We start from the raw sequence: 17,192 nt of genomic DNA on the forward strand, positions 1-17,192 counted from the left end.
CACCGACCGGCCCGCGCAACACCGCGCCGAATCCGGTCAGGCCGCGCCGTCCGCCGCCTGCTGCCTTTCCCGCAGCCGGGCCTCCCGCGCCGCCTGGGCGGCTCGCTCGATCGCCTCGAGGGGAGGCCGCGGGATCTCCACCGGCGGTGCCTCGGTCTTCGCGGCCGCGGAGCGTTTCGGCTCGGCCGCGGCCGGCCGGCCGACGCCGCGACCCGCCCCACCCGTGCGGTTGAACCGACCCTTGGGGGACGGGGCTGACGGCGACTTCAACTGGTCGGCCCGGCGCTCCCGGCAGGAGCGGCACTCACAGTCGGTCGAGGCCCGCGGCAGCCGGTCAAGGCGCCAGGACAGATTGTCGATCTCGTCGCCGTCCCCGACCAGCACCCCGGTCTGGATGATGTGGACAAGGTGCAGGGCCAGCGTGACCGGATCCCAGTTGTCCTCGTCGAAGATGATCTGCAGCTTGCCGAAGATCTCCAGGAAGTCGGAGGTCGGGCGGCGCATCGCGTTCGCCAGCACGTTGATCACCTGGGTCGCGGCGAGAGTCATCGGCGCGGGCGGCGGCGGGGGCAGCGGAACCGTGGGCGCCGGGGCCTCGCCCGACGTGGCCTCGTCCGCCACCTCCTCGTCCGCGGCCTCTTCGTGCACGTGCGCGGCCTCTTCGTGCGCGGCCTCTTCGTGCGCGGCCTCTCGCCGAATTTCGTCCGCGGTCGCTTCGTCCACCAGGGGCCGCGCGGCGGGCGCCTGGTGCGCCGTGGCCTGATCCGTAGGCTCCGCAGCGGCGGGCTCGGCGGAGATCAGGTCGGTCACGGCGGTGGCGGTGGGCGCGGTGGGCGCGTCCGTCGGCTGGTACGGATGGTCCTCGCGGTGCCAGTCCTCGGGACGCTGATGGGGCTCGGGACGCTGATGGGGCTCGGGACGCTGGGCGGCCTCGGGAACGACGGGGCCACGATCGCGCGAGGGCACGAGGTCGACGACGAAGCCGCCGGCCCGGTCCTGCGCCTCGCTGCCCACGGTTGCCATCTCGCGCTCGCGGGTGCGGCGCCGCGCGGCGCCCTTCGGGTGGGAGCCGGCACGGCTACGGCGCCCGCGGCGGCGGCCCGACTCGCGCGAGGATTCCTGGGTGCTGGCGGCCTCGGCGCGCGTCTCGTCGGTCGACTCGACGGGCGGCTCGACCAGGCGGACGAGACCGGCCCGGACCATCGAGTCGGGGATGCTCAGGGCGAACCGGGTTGTCCGGCCGGCGGCCGGCCGCGCCACGGTGGTCAGCCAACCCTGCCGGCGCAGCAGGGAAACCTGCCGCTGGACGTGGGTCCGGCTGTAGCCGGTCTCCTCCCGCAGGGTGATCAGCCCGGGGCCGCTCACGGCCGCACCGGCGGGGAGGAACTCCGGCGCCTCGGCGATGTGGCACGCCAGGGTGCACGCGACGAGTTTCGCCGCGGAGGGCATGGATGCGCGTAACACGGCCCGTTGCCATCCGCTGCGGTCCGCGATCAGAGTTCCCGGCTCCTGCACCGCCTGAACCGAAACCAGAGCACCGGGGATGGTGAGCTGGATCGTGTCCGGCGGCACAAGCCTCCTTCCCTCGGCTGGGTCACTCGATGCTGGCGGACTGCCCGGACCCGATGTGGTCACGGCCGGCTGTCCGGGGATCAGCCCCACCGGAACGGGCTCGGTGGGACGAGAGCGGGTCGACGTCTGTTCAGGCACCGTACTCCGCACCGGGTCAAGCGGCTCCCGTGGAGGGCCACCACGGTCACATGAAGAGGACATGACTCCATCACCGCCGTTGGGTAGTCGTGGTGTGACAGAAACATCAAACATCGCCCGACTGCTTCCAAGCAAAAAGATGGCGACGCGGCCACGAAAGGGCCACACTGGGGCATCCAAATGGCGAGTTCGAGCAGCCGAAAAATTCGGCAAATCAAGCCGCCGATGACAACCGGTCATCGATTTGATCGGTTTCTTTCGGCCGCGCCCCGGCTTTCCGACGAGAGAGCAGGGGTGACCGTGGGCACGAGGCCTTCGGTGCCACACCCAGGCCCCGCGACACGCCCGACTCCGGTTCGCCCCGCCGCCCGGGATCCGCCCGGCGGCACCTCGCGCCGGCCGCCCGTCCCGGGCCGCCCCCCGGACCACCGCGCGTCGCGCGCGCAGACGACCGGATCTGGCCGGGCGCGGCGCCCGACGTCGAATCAGCCCTCTCATCGGCCATCCCCGGCCTGCCGGGGATGGCCATTCACCAGCGGCCCTCCGGCCGCGCTCCCGACGCCGCCACGAGCCGGACGGGCCGGCCGCGGCCCCAGGCGCCCCGAGGACGCAGCGGCGGCGGCGAGGCGGTGGCAGTGCCGGCGGCGGGAATGCCAGACACCTGAGCGACGCATCCCCGCAACCGCCGAGGCCGTGGCGAACCAGCCGTCCCGTTGGCGGCCGGCAGGGCCGATAAAGCCCCACCCGCCGGCGAATCAGTGAGCGGCAGGCCGACATTCTTTCGAGCAAGACGTCATATCTTTGCGCGACCTTGCCGGGACGATTCCGGCGTCCTTTCCTCACGCGTCCAGTGCCCGCCCCCGACCGGGGCCCGGCGCGACAACCACCGACCGACGGCATCGGCCGGGGCCGGCCGGCACATCAATGCCGGGAATGCGGGACAGGGCACGGCCGGCAACATCTCGTCGCGCCCGGTGACGAATGCCGCCCGGCGGCGCCGTGATTCCCGCGCGACCGGATTGAAAGGATCTCCGGGTGCTATAGATCATTGCCGGATCGCGGCCAACCGAGGCGGTTGTGGATCAGGCGCTGCCACGCTTGCCCAACCACACCTCATGATCTGCCGACTTTCCCGCCGGCAGGTGGGACCGAAAAGTCACGGGTAGCGCACGCACGGCCACAACCCACGGTGGGACCACTACAGTGGGCCGCCGTCCGGCCGCTTCCGGCTTGGACCCTCCGGACGGTCGGGAAACCGAAGCCAGGAACATCGAACCCATCTGTCAGGCTATGGAGACACCACGCCACGGGCCCCGGTAGCTCTGGCCGGGGGTCGGGCCGGGGATCGGGCCGGAGCAGTCCGCCTTGCGTCGCGGGCCGCCGGTCAGGCCCGCTCGCCGAGGGTTCCCCACCGGCGGGTGGGGTATTTCGACCGTGCTTCCGCGGACGCGGCGCCACTCGGGCGGCGAAGGAGGCGGCGGATGGCCGACATCGTGGTCGGGGTCGATGGCTCACCGGGCTCCCACGTGGCGTTGTGCTGGGCACTCGACGAGGCCGAGCGGCACGGCTGCGGGCTGCGGGCCGTCGTCGGGATCGGACACGGCGGCCCACCCCGGCCGGAGGAGAGCGACGGCCTGGCCGAGCGGGCGGCCCACGTGCTGCACGAGACCGTCGCCGCCACGGTCCCGGCCGGCTCCGCGGTGCACGTCGCCGAGGAGGTCGTCGATCAGCCCGGGGCGGAGGCACTGCTCACCGTGGGGCACGACGCCCGCATGATCGTGGTCGGGGCCCGCGGGCGGGGCGTGCTGCACCGGCTGCGGGTCGGCTCGGTCAGCGCCTCGGTGGCCGTGCACTCGCCGGCACCGGTGGTGATCGCCCGCGGCGGCGACCCGGCCCAGACCTGCGGCCGACCGGCGCGAGCGGTGGCCGTGGGCGTGGACGGCTCCCCGAACTCGCTCGCCGCCCTGGCCTGGGCCGCCCAGGAGGCCTACCGGCGCGGGGTTGCGCTGATCGCCGTGCACGCCTGGCTCGCGGCCATCCCGCTGCCCTTCGCCGAGGCACCCGGGGAGATCACTCAGGCGCTGGAGGAACAGGCCCAGGCCGCGCTCGACGAGGCAGTCGCCACGGTGCGCGACGCCCTGCCCGCCGGGCTGGAGCTACGACGCCGGGTGGTGCCGGACTCGCCAACCCAGGCGCTGCTCGCCGCCGGCCGGGAATGCGACCTCGTCGTCGTCGGTGCCCGCGGCCATGGCGGATTCGCCGAGCTGCTGCTGGGTTCGGTCAGCCATCAGTGCATGATCCACTGCCCGACCCCCGTCGCGATCATCCGCAGACGGTAGCCGGCCGTCACCGGGTGGGCCCGTGCACGACCGTGTGCACGTCCGCCACGACCTGCGACCAGGCATACCACCGCACGTTGTCCGTGCCCGGCGCGGGATCCCAGGGATTGCGCAGCAGCACGCGTCCCCGCGCGGCATCCACCGCCAGCGCCGGGTACGCGTGGGCGGCGACGAGGCCGCCGGGCCGGGTCCGGCTCCGGGTCGCGAGCACGACAACCTCGCCTCGGCCGAGCAGGGCCACGAGATCCGCGACACTCGTCTCGCGGGCGGCTCGCCGGCTCACCGACCGTCCGGTGAGGGTCCCCAGGGCGACCGAGGCGCTGCCGAACCCGATCGCGGGGTACCCGCCGTGCAGGCGGGCGTACGCCTTCTCGTAGAGCGCCGGCCAGAGCTCGGGCTGACCCGCGGCGTTGTCGCCGTCCATCGCGATCTCCTGGACCGCCTCACCACGCCCGCCCCCGCCGCCGGGGGGAGCGGGTGCGGACACTCGGCTCGCGGGCAGCGTCGCGGTCACCGTCACGCCGACCGGTGCGCCCGAACCCGGGTGGAGGGTGACCGTGACGGTGCCGTTGGGGTTGCGCCGCAGCCGTTCGGCGAGCAGGGCGGGGTCCTGCCGCGCGAGGCCGATCAGCGCCGCGGCGAGGTAGCAGTCGGCGACGGCGCCCTGCCCGACGTCACCGGGTTCGGCGCCGTCGCGCACGATGGCGTCTCCGGAGCGGTCCACACCGACGACCGGTCCCGACCGCTCGCCGCCGGCGGGCGGCGGCGCGGCGGGTTCGAGCCATGGCAGGGCCCGCACCAGCTCACCGAGCAGGTCGGGCGGCGCCCCGGCGAGCAGATCGTCGGCGAGGCCCGCGAGTTCGGCTGCGGCGAGCACCGCTCCCGGCTTCGGCGTGCCGGCCAGCCGCGCGGCCATCGCGGCGAGGACGGTCAACGGCCCGCCTCGCAGCAACCCGATCACTCCCGCGCGGATCGGACCCGGCAGGTCCGCCAGCCGCGCCCGGATCGCCCGCAGCCGCTCGACGCCGGGAGTGTCCGGGATGGACCTGGACCCGGAATCGAACAGGGCCAGCAGTCCCGCCGCCACTGCCAGGGCCGTCGGCGACGCGGGCCGGCCGCCGGGCGTCCGGCCCGGCCGCTCGGATGGATCGCCCGGCCCGACGCGGCGCAGGGTGATCGGCGCGGCGGCGAAGCGGGCCATCCGCAGCTCGATGTCGGCTGCGGCGGCGGGGGCCTCGACGGCCACGAGCCGCAGCCCGCGCCCGGCCGGTCCGCCCGGCCCGGCGGCGCCCATCCGTGTCAGGGTGCGGTCGGCCTCGCCGACGGCGACGGCCACCACGCGGCCGAGCGCCGCCGCCCGGTCCGCGGCGGCGCGCAGGCGCGCGGCGAGGGCGCCCAGCAGGACCGGATCGAAGCGAACCGCCGCGCCGCCGATTCCCCCGACCGCCACCTCGGCCGGCCCGATCGGCACGGTCGGCCCGATCGGCACGGTCGGCCCGATCGGCACGGTCGGCCCAGCCGGCACAATCGGCACCCGCGACGAGGTCGGTCCGGGTGAGATGGCCGCAGCGGGCCAGGGGCCTGGGGTGGGCAGCGCCCAGCCGGCCGCGAGCCGGTCGAGCAGCGCGGCGCGGGCCCGCAGCGCCTCGGCATCCGCATCGAGAGCCGCCTGCCAGACCAGGACGCGGCCGTCGAGCCGGGCGCGCAGGGGCGAGCCAGCGCCACCCGTGGTCCGGACCCCGGCCAGCACCGCAGCCACCCCGGTGGCGGCCCGGCGCAGCGCGGCGGCGTGCCGGCACAGGTCGTCGACGGTACCGGCCGACGCCACGGCGCCGCCCGTCGGAGCAGGTCCCTCGCGCATCCGCCCGTCCGTCCGGCTCGGTCCATCCCGATGATCAAAGGGTAACCCGACCGATCCGGCATCGCCGCGCCGGCCGCGAGGCCGCGACCGAGGGCACCGCGCCGCGCTAAAGTTTGATCATTTAGCCGCGAGTGCCATGCGATCACGTGACCGCAGCGCCGAGCTTCCGGGAGGGCGTCCGTGACCGAGGCCGTCGTTGTTGCCGCCGCCCGCTCGCCGATCGGGCGGGCCTTCAAGGGCANGCTGCGGAAGCTTCGGGCCGACGACCTCGCCGCGACGATCATCCTTGCCGCGCTCGACCAGGTGCCGATGCTCGACCCCCACGAGATCGATGATCTGATCGTCGGCTGCGGGCTGCCCGGCGGGGAGCAGGGGCACAACATCGGCCGGGTCGTCGCGGTCAGCCTCGGCCTCGACGGCGTGCCGGGCACGACCGTCTCCCGGTACTGCGCGTCGTCTCTGCAGGCGATCCGGATGGCGATGCACGCCGTCCGCGCCGGGGAGGGGGACGTGTTCGTCGCCGCCGGGGTCGAGGTCGTCAGCGGCTTCGTCAAGGGCAACAGCGACAGCCTGCCCGACACCCAGAATCCCAGCTACGCCGGCGCCCAGGCGCGCACCGCGGCGCGGGCCGGCGCCGGCTCCCCGGCGTGGACGGACCCCCGCCGCAACGGCGAGCTACCGGACGTCTACATGGCGATGGGCCAGACGGCGGAGAACGTCGCCCGGCTCACCGGCGTGGGCCGCGCGGAGCAGGACGAGTACGCCTGCCGGTCACAGAACCTCGCCGAGCAGGCCATCGCCGCCGGTTTCTACAAGCGGGAGCTCACCCCGGTCCGGCTCCCCGACGGCACGGTCGTCGACGCCGACGACGGCCCCCGGCCGGGCACGACCATCGAGGCGCTCGCCGCCCTGCCGCCGGTCTTCCGGCCCGATGGCACGGTGACCGCGGGCAACGCCTGTCCGCTCAACGACGGCGCGGCGGCGGTCGTCGTGATGAGCGGCACCCGGGCCCGTGAACTGGGCGTCACCCCGCTGGCCCGGATCGTCTCCACCGGGGTGAGCGCGCTGTCGCCCGAGATCATGGGGCTGGCGCCGGTCGAGGCGTCCCGGCAGGCGCTCGCCCGGGCCGGGATGACGATCGACGACGTGGACCTCGTCGAACTCAACGAGGCGTTCGCCGCACAGGTCATCCCGACCTACCGCGAACTCGGCGTCGACCTGTCGAAGCTGAACGTGCACGGCGGCGCGATCGCGCTGGGGCACCCGTTCGGCATGACCGGCGCGAGGATACTGACCACCCTGATCAACGGGCTGCGCACCACCGACGCGACCATCGGGCTGGAGACGATGTGCATCGGCGGGGGTCAGGGCATGGCGCTCGTCCTGGAACGGCTGTCCTGACTCCTGCTGTCCCGCACTCCTCAGGTGCCGGCCGCTCCTTCAGGCGCGGCCACTCCTTCGGTGTCTCCGCCGGCATCTCCGCCGGCATCTCCGCCGGCATCTCCGCCGGCATCTCCGCCGGCATCGTCGGCGTCCTCGGCCGCGGCCCGCTGCGGCGGGGCGGCCCGTGGCGCAACCCCGTCGGACGGGTCGGGAGCGCGGGCGACGGTCGCGCCGGCGTCGACGTCGGCCGAGGGGCCCTTCCTGGCCTGCGGCACCGCGGACGCGGGCCGACCGGCGGCCCCTGGACGATCCTGGATGATCGCCCCGGGTGGCGGTCCGCCCGCCAACGCCACCGGTGCGCCCGTCCCCGGTGCGCAGGCCATCGCGGCGGCGGGCAGGGCCCGGACCGGCAGGCGGAAGGCGATGGCCCACAGCCGCAGCCGGGCCTGGACCTCCGGCCGAGTGAGCTGGACCGCGGCGACGACCAGGCCGCCGCCGATGATGCCGTCGAGCCAGTAGTGGTTCGCCGTGATGACCACGACGACGGTCGTGATGATCGGATGCAGGACGGCGAGCCACCGGGCTCGGACGCGCAGGATGGTGATCACCCCCCACGCCTCCAGGATGGACCACCCGATGTGCAGGCTCGGCATCGCCGCGTACTGGTTGGCGACGGTGTCGTGCGGCCCGTAGGGCGACGGCCCGAACACCGCCCCGGTGTCGACGAGATTCACTCCGGGCACCAGCCGCGGCAGGAATCGGGGGGGCGCCAGCGGGTAGGCGATGTGAATCAGCAACGCGACGCCGGTCGACGCCATGATGACCGTCCGCACCCGGCGCCAGGCCGGCCGCTGAAAGATCAGCACCCAAAGCAGAAAGATGATCGCCGCGGGGAAGTGCACCGCAATGTAGAAGCGGTTCGNGAACTCCAGCAGGTGGCTGGAGTGGAGCGCGAGGGACTGAATGGATGACTCGTTCGGCAGGTCGAACAGGCGCTCGATGTGCCAGACGCGCTTCGCGTGGTGCAGGGCCACGAGCTCCCGGCCGTCGGCGAAGTGCCGGCCGAGCCCGTAGAGCCAGTACAACGAGCCCAGCAGAACGACCTGACCCACGATGAAGGCGCTGCTGCGCAGCGCCCCAGCCGCCCGACCAGGTCGGTCACCCCGACCGGAGCCTCGGGCCAGCGTGNCCGGCCGGACCGGCCCGCCCATCAGGGTCTGGCCCGTCGTGCTCACCATGAGCAGCTCCGAACCATCTCCGCCTCCCCATCACGACACTTCCCGTTAACCCATCCATCGTTCCTACCGACCGATCGGTAAGGAGGGCCGGGAAAAAGATGTGAGATAGGGCTCAGTCCCCGGAACTCTTCTCGACGTCTCACGCTGGGTCGCATAGCGGTTCCGACCGTGAGACCGGCGGCGGACGAGTGATCGCCTCCCACGGCAGCCTTACCCGCAGATTAACGACGGGGAACCCACGACCTACGATTTCACCGCGGGTAGGACGTAGCCTGCGTGACCGCCCTGCTTCCGGACATCGGCCGGCATAGGACGAACGATCCGGCGACGGCGGCGGGGGTGGCCGGATTGGGGACCCCAGGCCTCCAGCGGTGCCCGTGACGCGCGCCGCGCGGCTGCGCCTGACTCGACCGCGGGACCGGCGGGGATTGGTGGGGACCGGCCGGGCTCGCCCGCGACTTCGGCGACCTTTCGGACTTCGGGCCGGCCGGGCCCCCGCGGCTGTGTTACGCAGATAGCGCAGGTGCATGCCATCGGTCACCACAACGGCAGGGAGGTTGACCGCCATGATGTCCGCATCCGTCGGAGACAGGTTCGTCGTCCACGGCCGCACCGTGGGCAGTCCGGAACGGCACGGCGTCGTGATCGAGATACGCGGCGCCGACGGCGGTCCGCCGTACGTCGTTCGATGGGACGACGGGCACGAGGGGCTGTTCTTCCCGAGCTGCGACTCGCTCGTCGAGCTCCACGTCGCCCGAGAGACCGCCCGAGTCTGACCACCGGCGTCGGCGGTCGGCCCGGCCCGCGCCGGCCGACCGCCGACGATCACGCCACGCGGCCGCCGTGCACTGGCACCATCGGGCGACGCACGGGGGAGGTGCGGGGTCGCCCCCCGGCCCGCCCATTCCTACGGCCACCTTCAGGCCGAACGAGGGTCACCGGGATTGCCTTGCGTCTATGAGGCGTCGAGACCTCCGCCGCCGATTACGCAATGTGCCCCCTCGGTTTCATTCAGAATGTGCACAAAAGATCAATGCCCGAGCTACACCACTCGGATGTGATCTGCGCTATACACCGAGGGGTGTAGCCCTCGGACCGACCGGTCACTTTGCGTTGATCCGGAGGCCAACGAAGACTCCGGAGCGTGCCCGATGCCNCCAAGCACCATGCCAGCCGATGATCCGACGAGCCCTCCTGACCCGACCGACCGCACGAGCTCGTCCGACGCGGATCCCGGCGGCCCTTCCTCGCGAAGGCCGACCGGTCCACGGGCGCGCGGGCCCGCCGACCCGCCGGATGGCCCGGGCGGGCGCTGGCGGGCACTCGTCGCACGCAACGGCCGGCGTTCCGGTGTCGTCGCCGTCGTTACCCTGCTCGTCACGCTCGTCCTCGGGTACGGACTGAACCGGCTGGAGTTCACCACCGGCCAGGACAACTACCTCAACAGCGATTCGCAGGTGGCCCGGGACAACGTCGACTACCAGTCGTTGTTTGGCGGGCAGGCGATGCTCACCCTGTTCACGATCGAGCGCGGCGCCGACGCCGACGACCTGTTCACCCCGCACAACATCAAGCAGTTCCGGGACCTGCAGGCCGAACTCGACGCGGACCCGCGCGTCCAGTCGACGATCACCCCGCTGACCGCGCTGGAGTTCACCGACAACCTGGTGCGCAGCAAGAACGGCAACGTCCTCGACAGCCCGGCCGCCAAGATCCTGCTGGGCGCCCAGAGCCGCGACCCGGATCCGGGCTCCGCGCAGCGCCGCCTCGCCGACTCGCTGGCCACGCTGAAGCGGATGCAGGCGATCCCCGAGGCGCAGCGCACGGTCGACAACCCGGCCTGGGTGGATTTCCTGCTCCACGACAACACCGGCGCGATCCGCAAGTCGCTGCGGCCGTTCTTCCCGACCCCGTCGACCGCCCAGATGGTCACCCGGTTGGAGGGCAATGCCTCGCTGGACGCCGAGGGTGAGGGTGCGCGGATCGTCGAGCGGGCCACCTCCGGCCTGCGGTTCGACCACGCGACGGCGATGACCACCGGCGCCGCCGTGCTGCTCCGGGACATCAACAACTACCTCCGCGGCGGCTTCCTCACCCTGGGCGCCATCTCGCTGGCCCTGATGGCGGGGCTGCTGGTCGTCGCGTTCGCGGTGCGCTGGCGGCTGCTGCCGCTCGGCGTCGTCGGGGTCGGGCTCATCTGGGCCTTCGGTCTCGCGGGGTACATCGGCGTGCCGCTGTCCGTCGTGACCATCGCCGGCCTGCCCGTCCTGCTCGGCGTCGGCATCGACTTCGCCGTGCAGTTCCACAGCCGGGTCGAGGAGGAAGCCCAGCTCGACCGGGCCGGCAACCCCGTGATGGCGGCCCTGGCCGGGCTGCTGCCCGCGCTCGCGCTGGCCACCGTCGCCGCCGTGCTTGCCTTCCTGGCCCTGGAGTTCAGCCAGGTACCGATGATCCGGGACTTCGGCACGCTGCTCGCGCTCGGGCTGCCGGTCATCGTCGTCGCGACGGTGCTGCTGCTCACCGCGTCGCTGACCATGCGGGAACGGCGCCGCCCCACGCCGCCGAAGGACTACACCCACGGCCCGCTCGGCCGCACCGTCATCCGGCTGGGCGCCCTGCCGCGGATCACCGCGATCCCGCTCGTCGTGGCCGCCGTGGCGATCTTCATCGGCGGGATCTTCGCGGATGGCCGGCTGACGATCCAGACGGACCCCGAGAAGTGGGTCGACCAGCAGAGCCAGGTGATCAAGAACATCAACACGCTGCGGGCGAGCACCGGCTCGGCCAGCGAGCTCGGCATCTTCGTCCAGTCGGGCGACGTGTTCGACGACGCGACGGCGGGCTTCGTCGGCAGATTCGCCAACGCACAGCTCGCGGCCCACCCCGACGACCTGCTGGACGCCTCCAGCCTGGTCACGACGATCAGCTTCATGATGGAGGTGCCGAACACGACCGTCGTGATGCCGACCGGCGCGGACATCCGGCTCGCCTACCAGGTGGCGCCGCCCGACGTCCAGCGCGCCATGGTCAACCGCGAGCATCACGCGCTGAACCTCGTCTTCCGGACCGGTTCGGGGTCGCTGGAGCGCCAGGCCGGCGTCGTCGACGACATCCGCGACCATGTCCGCCCAGCGGCCGGCATCAGCGCCACCCCGTCAGGGCTCGCCGTCGTCGGCACCGGTCTGCTGGACAACTTCGCCAGGAACCGGGTCGAGCTGACGTACTACGCCCTGGCCGCGGTGTTCGTCCTGCTCGTGCTGTACAACCGGAGCCTCGTGCGGGCGGTGCTGTCAGTGGTGCCGGTGCTGATCGCGGTGGGACTCAGCTCGATCATCGCCATGCTGATCGGGGTCGACCTGAGCCCGCTCACGGCGGTCAGCGGCCCGCTGATCATCGCGTTGTGCACGGAGTTCACGACCCTGCTCGTGCTACGCCACCTGGAGGAACGCCGCCGGGGCCTGGGGCCGCTCGAGGCGGTCGAGGCGGCTGCGGCCCGTACCGGGCGGGCCTTCCTCGTCTCCGCGTTGGCCGCCGTGATCGGCGTCGCCGTGCTGGCGTTCAGCTCGCTGCCGCTGCTGCGGGACTTCGGCCTGCTCGTCGCCCTGAACGTGGCCGTCGCCCTGCTGTCCGCACTGGTCGTCCTGCCTCCGCTGCTGGTCTGGGCCGACGAGCGGGGTTGGGTGCACCGCCGCGGCGGCGGTGGCGCGGTCGCGGTTGCGGTCTTGGAGCCTGGGCTGTCGGACAAAAGACTCATAAGCGGACAGGCGGCTACAGGACAGACCCGCGAGGCCCGATCGTCCGGCACACCGCGCGGCGGCGGGGACGCGGCCGGCGCCGGGGGCTCGGGGCCGGGCGCGCCAAGGGCCGCGCCGGCACCGGGTGTCCGACCAGCTCAGCGGGCATCACGGCGAGGGTGAGGCGAAACCCGGGCCGGGCTACCCCGCCGTGAGGGCGTGACTGGACGGCCGCGCCGCCCGGCTGGCCCGGGTCTTCGTTCCTCTGCCCGCATGTGGCACGCTCAGGAAACGTGTTCCCGGGCCGGCGCATCACGGCCACCGCCGCCGCTGGCGGGTGGTTCCCGGGACTCCGCACCCGCCACCCAGGCTCGGCAGCCGCCCGAGCGTCGAAGGAGAAGGCATGAGTTTCGACTTCAAGGTCGCGGATCTCGCGTTGGCCGAGTTCGGCCGCAAGGAGATCCGTCTTGCCGAGCACGAGATGCCCGGCCTGATGGCCACCCGGGCGGAGTACGCGGCCAGCCAGCCGTTGCGGGGCGCCCGCATCATGGGCTCCCTGCACATGACGATCCAGACCGCGGTCCTCATCGAGACCCTGGTGGCGCTCGGCGCCGACGTCCGCTGGGTCTCCTGCAACATCTTCTCCACCCAGGACCACGCGGCCGCCGCGATCGTCGTCGGGCCGAACGGCACCAAGGACGACCCGCAGGGCGTGCCGGTCTTCGCCTGGAAGGGCGAGACCCTCGAGGAGTACTGGTGGTGCACCGACCAGGCACTGGCCTGGCCGGACGGCGGCGCGCCGAACATGATCCTCGACGACGGCGGCGACGCGACCCTGCTCGTCCACAAGGGCGCGCAGTTCGAGACGNCCGGCGCGGTCCCGGCGACCGACCCCTCGGACAGCGAGGAGTACGCGATCGTCCTGGAGACGCTGCGCCGCACCATTGCCGAGAAGCCCGGTCGCTGGACCGAGACGGCGCAGAACATCAAGGGCGTCACCGAGGAGACCACCACCGGCGTGCACCGTCTCTACGAGATGGCCAAGGCCGGCACGCTCGCCTTCCCGGCGATCAACGTCAACGACTCGGTGACGAAGTCGAAGTTCGACAACAAGTACGGCTGTCGGCACTCGGTCATCGACGGCCTCAACCGCGCGACCGACGTGCTCATCGGCGGGAAGGTCGCCGTGGTCTGCGGCTACGGCGACGTCGGCAAGGGCTGCGCGGACGCGCTGCGCGGCCAGGGCGCCCGGGTCATCGTCACCGAGATCGACCCGATCTGCGCGCTGCAGGCCGCNATGGACGGCTTCCAGGTGACCGTGCTCGAGGACGTCGTCGGGATCGCCGACATCTTCGTCTCCACCACCGGCAACTTCAACATCATCACCGCCGAGCACATGGCCGCGATGAAGCACCAGGCGATCGTGTCGAACATCGGACACTTCGACAACGAGATCGACATGGCCGGCCTGACGAAGACCGTCGGCATCGAAAAGATCAACATCAAGCCGCAGGTCGACGAGTGGGTGTTCCCGGACGNCCACTCGATCATCGTGCTCGCCGAGGGCCGGCTGATGAACCTCGGCTGCGCGACCGGTCACCCGAGCTTCGTGATGTCGAACAGCTTCACCAACCAGGTGATCGCGCAGATCGAGCTGTTCACCAAGACCGAGAGCTACCCGGTCGGCGTCTACGTGCTGCCCAAGCACCTCGACGAGAAGGTCGCCCGGCTCCACCTCGACGCGCTCGGCGTGAAGCTCACCGAGCTGACCAAGCAGCAGGCGGACTACATCGGCGTGCCCGTCGAGGGTCCGTACAAGGCCGACCACTACCGCTACTAGTACCGGCGGCCATCCCTGCCGGGGGCCCTCTCCACCGGGAGAAGATCAGGGCCCCCGCCGGGATGCGGCCGTCAGCGCTGGAAGGACGACCAGCAGACCGACGTCCACGCCGGGTCGCTGGTGTCGCCCAGGTCGTACCAGCCGTCCGGCAGGTAGGTCCCCCAGGTCACCGGCGGCCCGTCGGCGCCGCTGCCGCCGCCGGCGGCGGCGGGGCGCGGCACACCGAAGGTCGCCTCGCCGCCCGGGCAGCCCTGATGCTCGAAGCGGAACGTGGGCTCGCCCGCGTCGACCCCGCGGCCAGCCTCGGTCCGGCACAGCAGCGCCGTCGCCGGCCGCCAGAACGTCGCGATGTGGGCGTAGTAGCCGGCCTCGAGCCAGGTCGCGCCGGTCGCCGGCGCCCCGTCCGACGCGGGCACGCTGACCTCGCTGACCTGGCCGGACGGGCAGCTCGCCCAGACCACGCCGCCGGCGCGGGCGGCCCCGGCGTCGGCCACGGCGAACAGCCCGGTCAGGGCGATCGTGGCGCCGGCCGCCGCGAGGGTCGTTCGGGCCGGCCGGGATCCGCGCAGGCATCGGCCCCGCCGGCGCGCGGTGGGCCGGGCCGGTGGGTGGTCGTCGCCGGGAGCGGGAGGGCCCCCCGCGGGGGCGGGCATCGGCTGCCCGGCCCGCCGTCGCGAGGCTGCGGCATACGGCATTGAATGCCTCCTTGTCGACCCCGGCCGCGAACGACCGTCGGACGAGCCGTCTGCGCGGGATCGGAACACCCGTTCCACCATTTGGTCCGGGATTCCCGTAAATAAAACAGCACGCGCCCGTCAGGATAGCGAGAGTTGGCGGGACGTTGGGATTTCGTTCGCCCCCGGCAGCGGGCGATGGAACTCGATTTCGGTCGTCGCCGAGAGGTCGTGCAGGTCGCGGCTGTGCCCGGTCGCCCGATAGCCCAGCCGCCGGTACAACCGGTGAGCGTCGGTGAACCTCGTGTCCGTCCACAGCCGCATCTGCCGCGCCTCCCACCGCCGGGCCTCCCGTTCGGCGCGGCGCACCAGGGCCGAACCGAGTCCTCGGCGGCGGACGAGGGCCGACACGTACAGCGTCTTCAGCTCGGCCGCCGCCGCAAGATTCGCCATCGGTCGGGCCCACACCGCCACGCTGGCCAGCAGCCCGCCGGCCGGTCCCGCCGCCCCGATCGGATCGGCGGGGTCCGCCTGGACCACCCACAGGGCCCGAGCGGGCTCCCCCGCGCCGGCCGCATGGGCCGACCCGGGGGCCCGCAGCCATGGCTCCTCGGCGTCCACGTCGAGGACGCAGCCCGGGTACTCCGCCCAGGCGGTCGCGATCAGGTCCTGGAGGGCGGCGGCGTCGGAGTCCCGCGCCCGCCGCAGGCCGGGAAGCAGCTCGCGGCGCATCCACACGTGTTCGATGCCCGCCTCGACGTCGGGTTCGCCGATCGACCGGTACCCCTGGCGGGTGTAGAAGTCCGCCACCCTCGTCTGGGCGTGCAGCTCCACGGCCGGCAGTCCGCGCTCCCCTGCCCGTCCCTCCAGGGCCGCGGTGACCAGCCGACCCAGGCCCCGGCCGCGCCAGGCGGCGGAGACGGCGACCCGCCCGATGACCCCCGCCGGCTCCGCGTCCGGCTCGCGGGGCCCCGGATCGAGCAGGCGAGCCGTGGCCACCGCCCGACCGTCGCCATCGAGCACGACGGCGTGGTCCGCGGTGGCGTCGAGGCCGTCGTACTCCAGCTCCGGCGGCACGCCCTGCTCTCGGACGAAGACCTCGTACCGCAGGTCGAGCGCGGTGCGCGGGGGCGTCCCCGCGACCACGGTGACGGCGGCGTCGCCGGAGCGCCCGCTCACCGCCACTGGTCCGATCGGGGGAGACACAGGCCGGATCCGGACATAGGCCGGCAGTCTAGGCGCCGGGCCGGCCGACGGCCGGCAGATGAGTCCGGACCCGAGCCCCCGAACGAGGCGATCCGGCGCCGGATGCCGCCGGTGCGTGGGCGCGGAGGTTTCCGGGGGCGGTACGTCCGGGCATCCTGCCCGACACGGACCGACAACACCAGACCCGGCATCGCGACCATCTCGGCGCTCCGAGTAGAAAGCAGGACTGTACCGGTCGGGACCGGCCATCCTTGGTCGACACCGACTATCAACCGCACGAAGAGGAAGCGGCCCGGAATCGTGATTTTCCAGACGGGGACCTGTCGTGACGACGTGTGCGCACGGGAGGGCCGCTGACGATGGCGCCGACCCTCTACCCCCCCGCCCGACTGCGGCCGGTGCGGAACACGTCCGGCACGATGATCCAGCCGACCCGCGGACTCATCGCGCACGTCCAGGTCGGCACCGGCTCGCTGTTCGGCTGGTTCGACAACGCCGCCAGCCAGGTCAGCTCCCATCTCTGGCTGTCCAGGAACGGCGACTTCGAGCAGTATGTTCCGTTCGATCAGCGGGCCTGGGCGCAGGCGGCCGGGAATCCGTACTGGATCTCCTGCGAATGCGAAGGTTACGACACCGAGGACTACACACCGGCACAAATCACCAGACTGGCCGAGCTGTTTGGCTGGGGGATGCGGGAGTTCGGCTGGAAAGGGGAGATCGCCGACTCGCCGAACGGATATGGCCTCGGCACCCACCGGATGGGCGGGCAGGCATGGGGCGGGCACACCTGCCCCGGCGACCGCCGAGCGGCACGCCGCAGCGACATCCTCGCGCTCGCGCTCGGTAACGGTCGCGGTGTGTCGTCCGACCCCCGCGACCGGTACGCCGGCCGGCCGACGCTGCGCGAGGGCGCCCGCGGCGCGGACGTCGTGGAGCTCCAGAACGCGCTGAACATCATCTTCGGCCACGAGGCGCCGACCGGCGATCCCAACCGGATCAATCCGGATGGCGAGTACGGGCCACGCACCACCGCGCGGGTGGCCTCACTGCAGCGCTACGCCTCCCCGTGGTTCGGCCGCATCCCCGATGACGGCATCTGCGGAGCGAACACCTGGCGCAAGATCGGCTACGTCCTCACCGGGATGAACCGTGCCGTCTGACGCCGTCTGACGCCGTCTCGCCCGGCCCGCCCGGCGCATCCCCGTTG

General features: G+C 72.8%; 10 protein-coding genes and 6 pseudogenes. 10 read left to right on the plus strand and 6 right to left on the minus strand.

Annotated elements, in window-relative coordinates:
* Positions 1–36: 36 nt before the first annotated feature.
* Positions 37–1,449, minus strand: a complete 1,413-nt coding sequence (locus UK82_RS00320; RefSeq protein ID WP_236705300.1) for a hypothetical protein — start codon at positions 1,447–1,449, stop codon at positions 37–39.
* 1,742 nt (positions 1,450–3,191) lie between these two features.
* Between UK82_RS00320 and UK82_RS00325 the strand changes: the two genes are divergently transcribed.
* Positions 3,192–4,049: a universal stress protein gene (locus UK82_RS00325; protein WP_044886051.1), complete on the plus strand. Its 858-nt coding sequence runs from the start codon at positions 3,192–3,194 to the stop codon at positions 4,047–4,049.
* 7 nt (positions 4,050–4,056) lie between these two features.
* Here the strand turns inward: UK82_RS00325 and UK82_RS00330 are convergent, their stop codons facing one another.
* Positions 4,057–5,877: a C2 family cysteine protease gene (locus tag UK82_RS00330; RefSeq protein ID WP_236705301.1), complete on the minus strand. Its 1,821-nt coding sequence runs from the start codon at positions 5,875–5,877 to the stop codon at positions 4,057–4,059.
* Between the two features lie 213 nt (positions 5,878–6,090).
* Between UK82_RS00330 and UK82_RS41290 the strand changes: the two genes are divergently transcribed.
* Together UK82_RS41290 and UK82_RS00335 are read left to right on the plus strand one after the other, a co-directional pair.
* Positions 6,091–6,151, plus strand: a 61-nt coding sequence (locus tag UK82_RS41290) for a hypothetical protein (protein WP_255354227.1), incomplete at its 3' end; no start/stop codon positions are given.
* Position 6,152: 1 nt separating this feature from the next.
* Positions 6,153–7,311 (plus strand): annotated as a pseudogene (locus tag UK82_RS00335) (acetyl-CoA C-acetyltransferase); the annotation flags it as partial.
* Between the two features lie 20 nt (positions 7,312–7,331).
* Here UK82_RS00335 and UK82_RS00340 read toward each other — a convergent pair.
* Positions 7,332–8,215, minus strand: an 884-nt coding sequence (locus UK82_RS00340) for a phosphatase PAP2 family protein (protein ID WP_236705303.1), incomplete at its 5' end; no start/stop codon positions are given.
* A gap of 1 nt (position 8,216) precedes the next feature.
* Positions 8,217–8,405 (minus strand): annotated as a pseudogene (locus UK82_RS34660) (inositol phosphorylceramide synthase); the annotation flags it as partial.
* 695 nt (positions 8,406–9,100) lie between these two features.
* On the opposite strand from UK82_RS34660, the gene UK82_RS00345 reads away from it, so the two are divergent.
* From UK82_RS00345 to UK82_RS34680, 6 genes and pseudogenes are all read left to right on the plus strand, one after another.
* Entirely contained in the window at positions 9,101–9,307 is a 207-nt protein-coding gene (locus UK82_RS00345) for a DUF1918 domain-containing protein (RefSeq protein WP_044886099.1), read from the plus strand.
* 381 nt (positions 9,308–9,688) lie between these two features.
* Positions 9,689–12,448, plus strand: a pseudogene (locus UK82_RS00350) (RND family transporter); the annotation flags it as partial.
* A 220-nt stretch (positions 12,449–12,668) separates the two neighbouring features.
* The coding region (locus UK82_RS34665; protein ID WP_236705305.1) for an adenosylhomocysteinase at positions 12,669–13,133 on the plus strand (465 nt) is incomplete at its 3' end.
* A gap of 1 nt (position 13,134) precedes the next feature.
* Positions 13,135–13,561, plus strand: a pseudogene (locus tag UK82_RS34670) (adenosylhomocysteinase); the annotation flags it as partial.
* 1 nt (position 13,562) lies between these two features.
* Positions 13,563–13,803, plus strand: a pseudogene (locus tag UK82_RS34675) (adenosylhomocysteinase); the annotation flags it as partial.
* A gap of 1 nt (position 13,804) precedes the next feature.
* Positions 13,805–14,105, plus strand: a pseudogene (locus UK82_RS34680) (adenosylhomocysteinase); the annotation flags it as partial.
* A 71-nt stretch (positions 14,106–14,176) separates the two neighbouring features.
* Here the strand turns inward: UK82_RS34680 and UK82_RS00360 are convergent.
* Positions 14,177–14,800, minus strand: coding sequence for a hypothetical protein (locus UK82_RS00360; RefSeq protein WP_044886045.1), 624 nt, complete (start codon positions 14,798–14,800; stop codon positions 14,177–14,179).
* Positions 14,801–14,920: 120 nt separating this feature from the next.
* Positions 14,921–15,958: a GNAT family N-acetyltransferase gene (locus tag UK82_RS00365; RefSeq protein ID WP_236705306.1), complete on the minus strand. Its 1,038-nt coding sequence runs from the start codon at positions 15,956–15,958 to the stop codon at positions 14,921–14,923.
* A 386-nt stretch (positions 15,959–16,344) separates the two neighbouring features.
* Here UK82_RS00365 and UK82_RS00370 point away from each other — a divergent pair, with 386 nt between their 5' ends.
* Positions 16,345–17,145: an N-acetylmuramoyl-L-alanine amidase gene (locus UK82_RS00370; protein ID WP_044886044.1), complete on the plus strand. Its 801-nt coding sequence runs from the start codon at positions 16,345–16,347 to the stop codon at positions 17,143–17,145.
* Positions 17,146–17,192 lie beyond the last annotated feature (47 nt).

It is taken from the genome of Frankia sp. ACN1ag, assembly GCF_001414035.1.
GTDB lineage: Bacteria > Actinomycetota > Actinomycetes > Frankiales > Frankiaceae > Frankia > Frankia torreyi.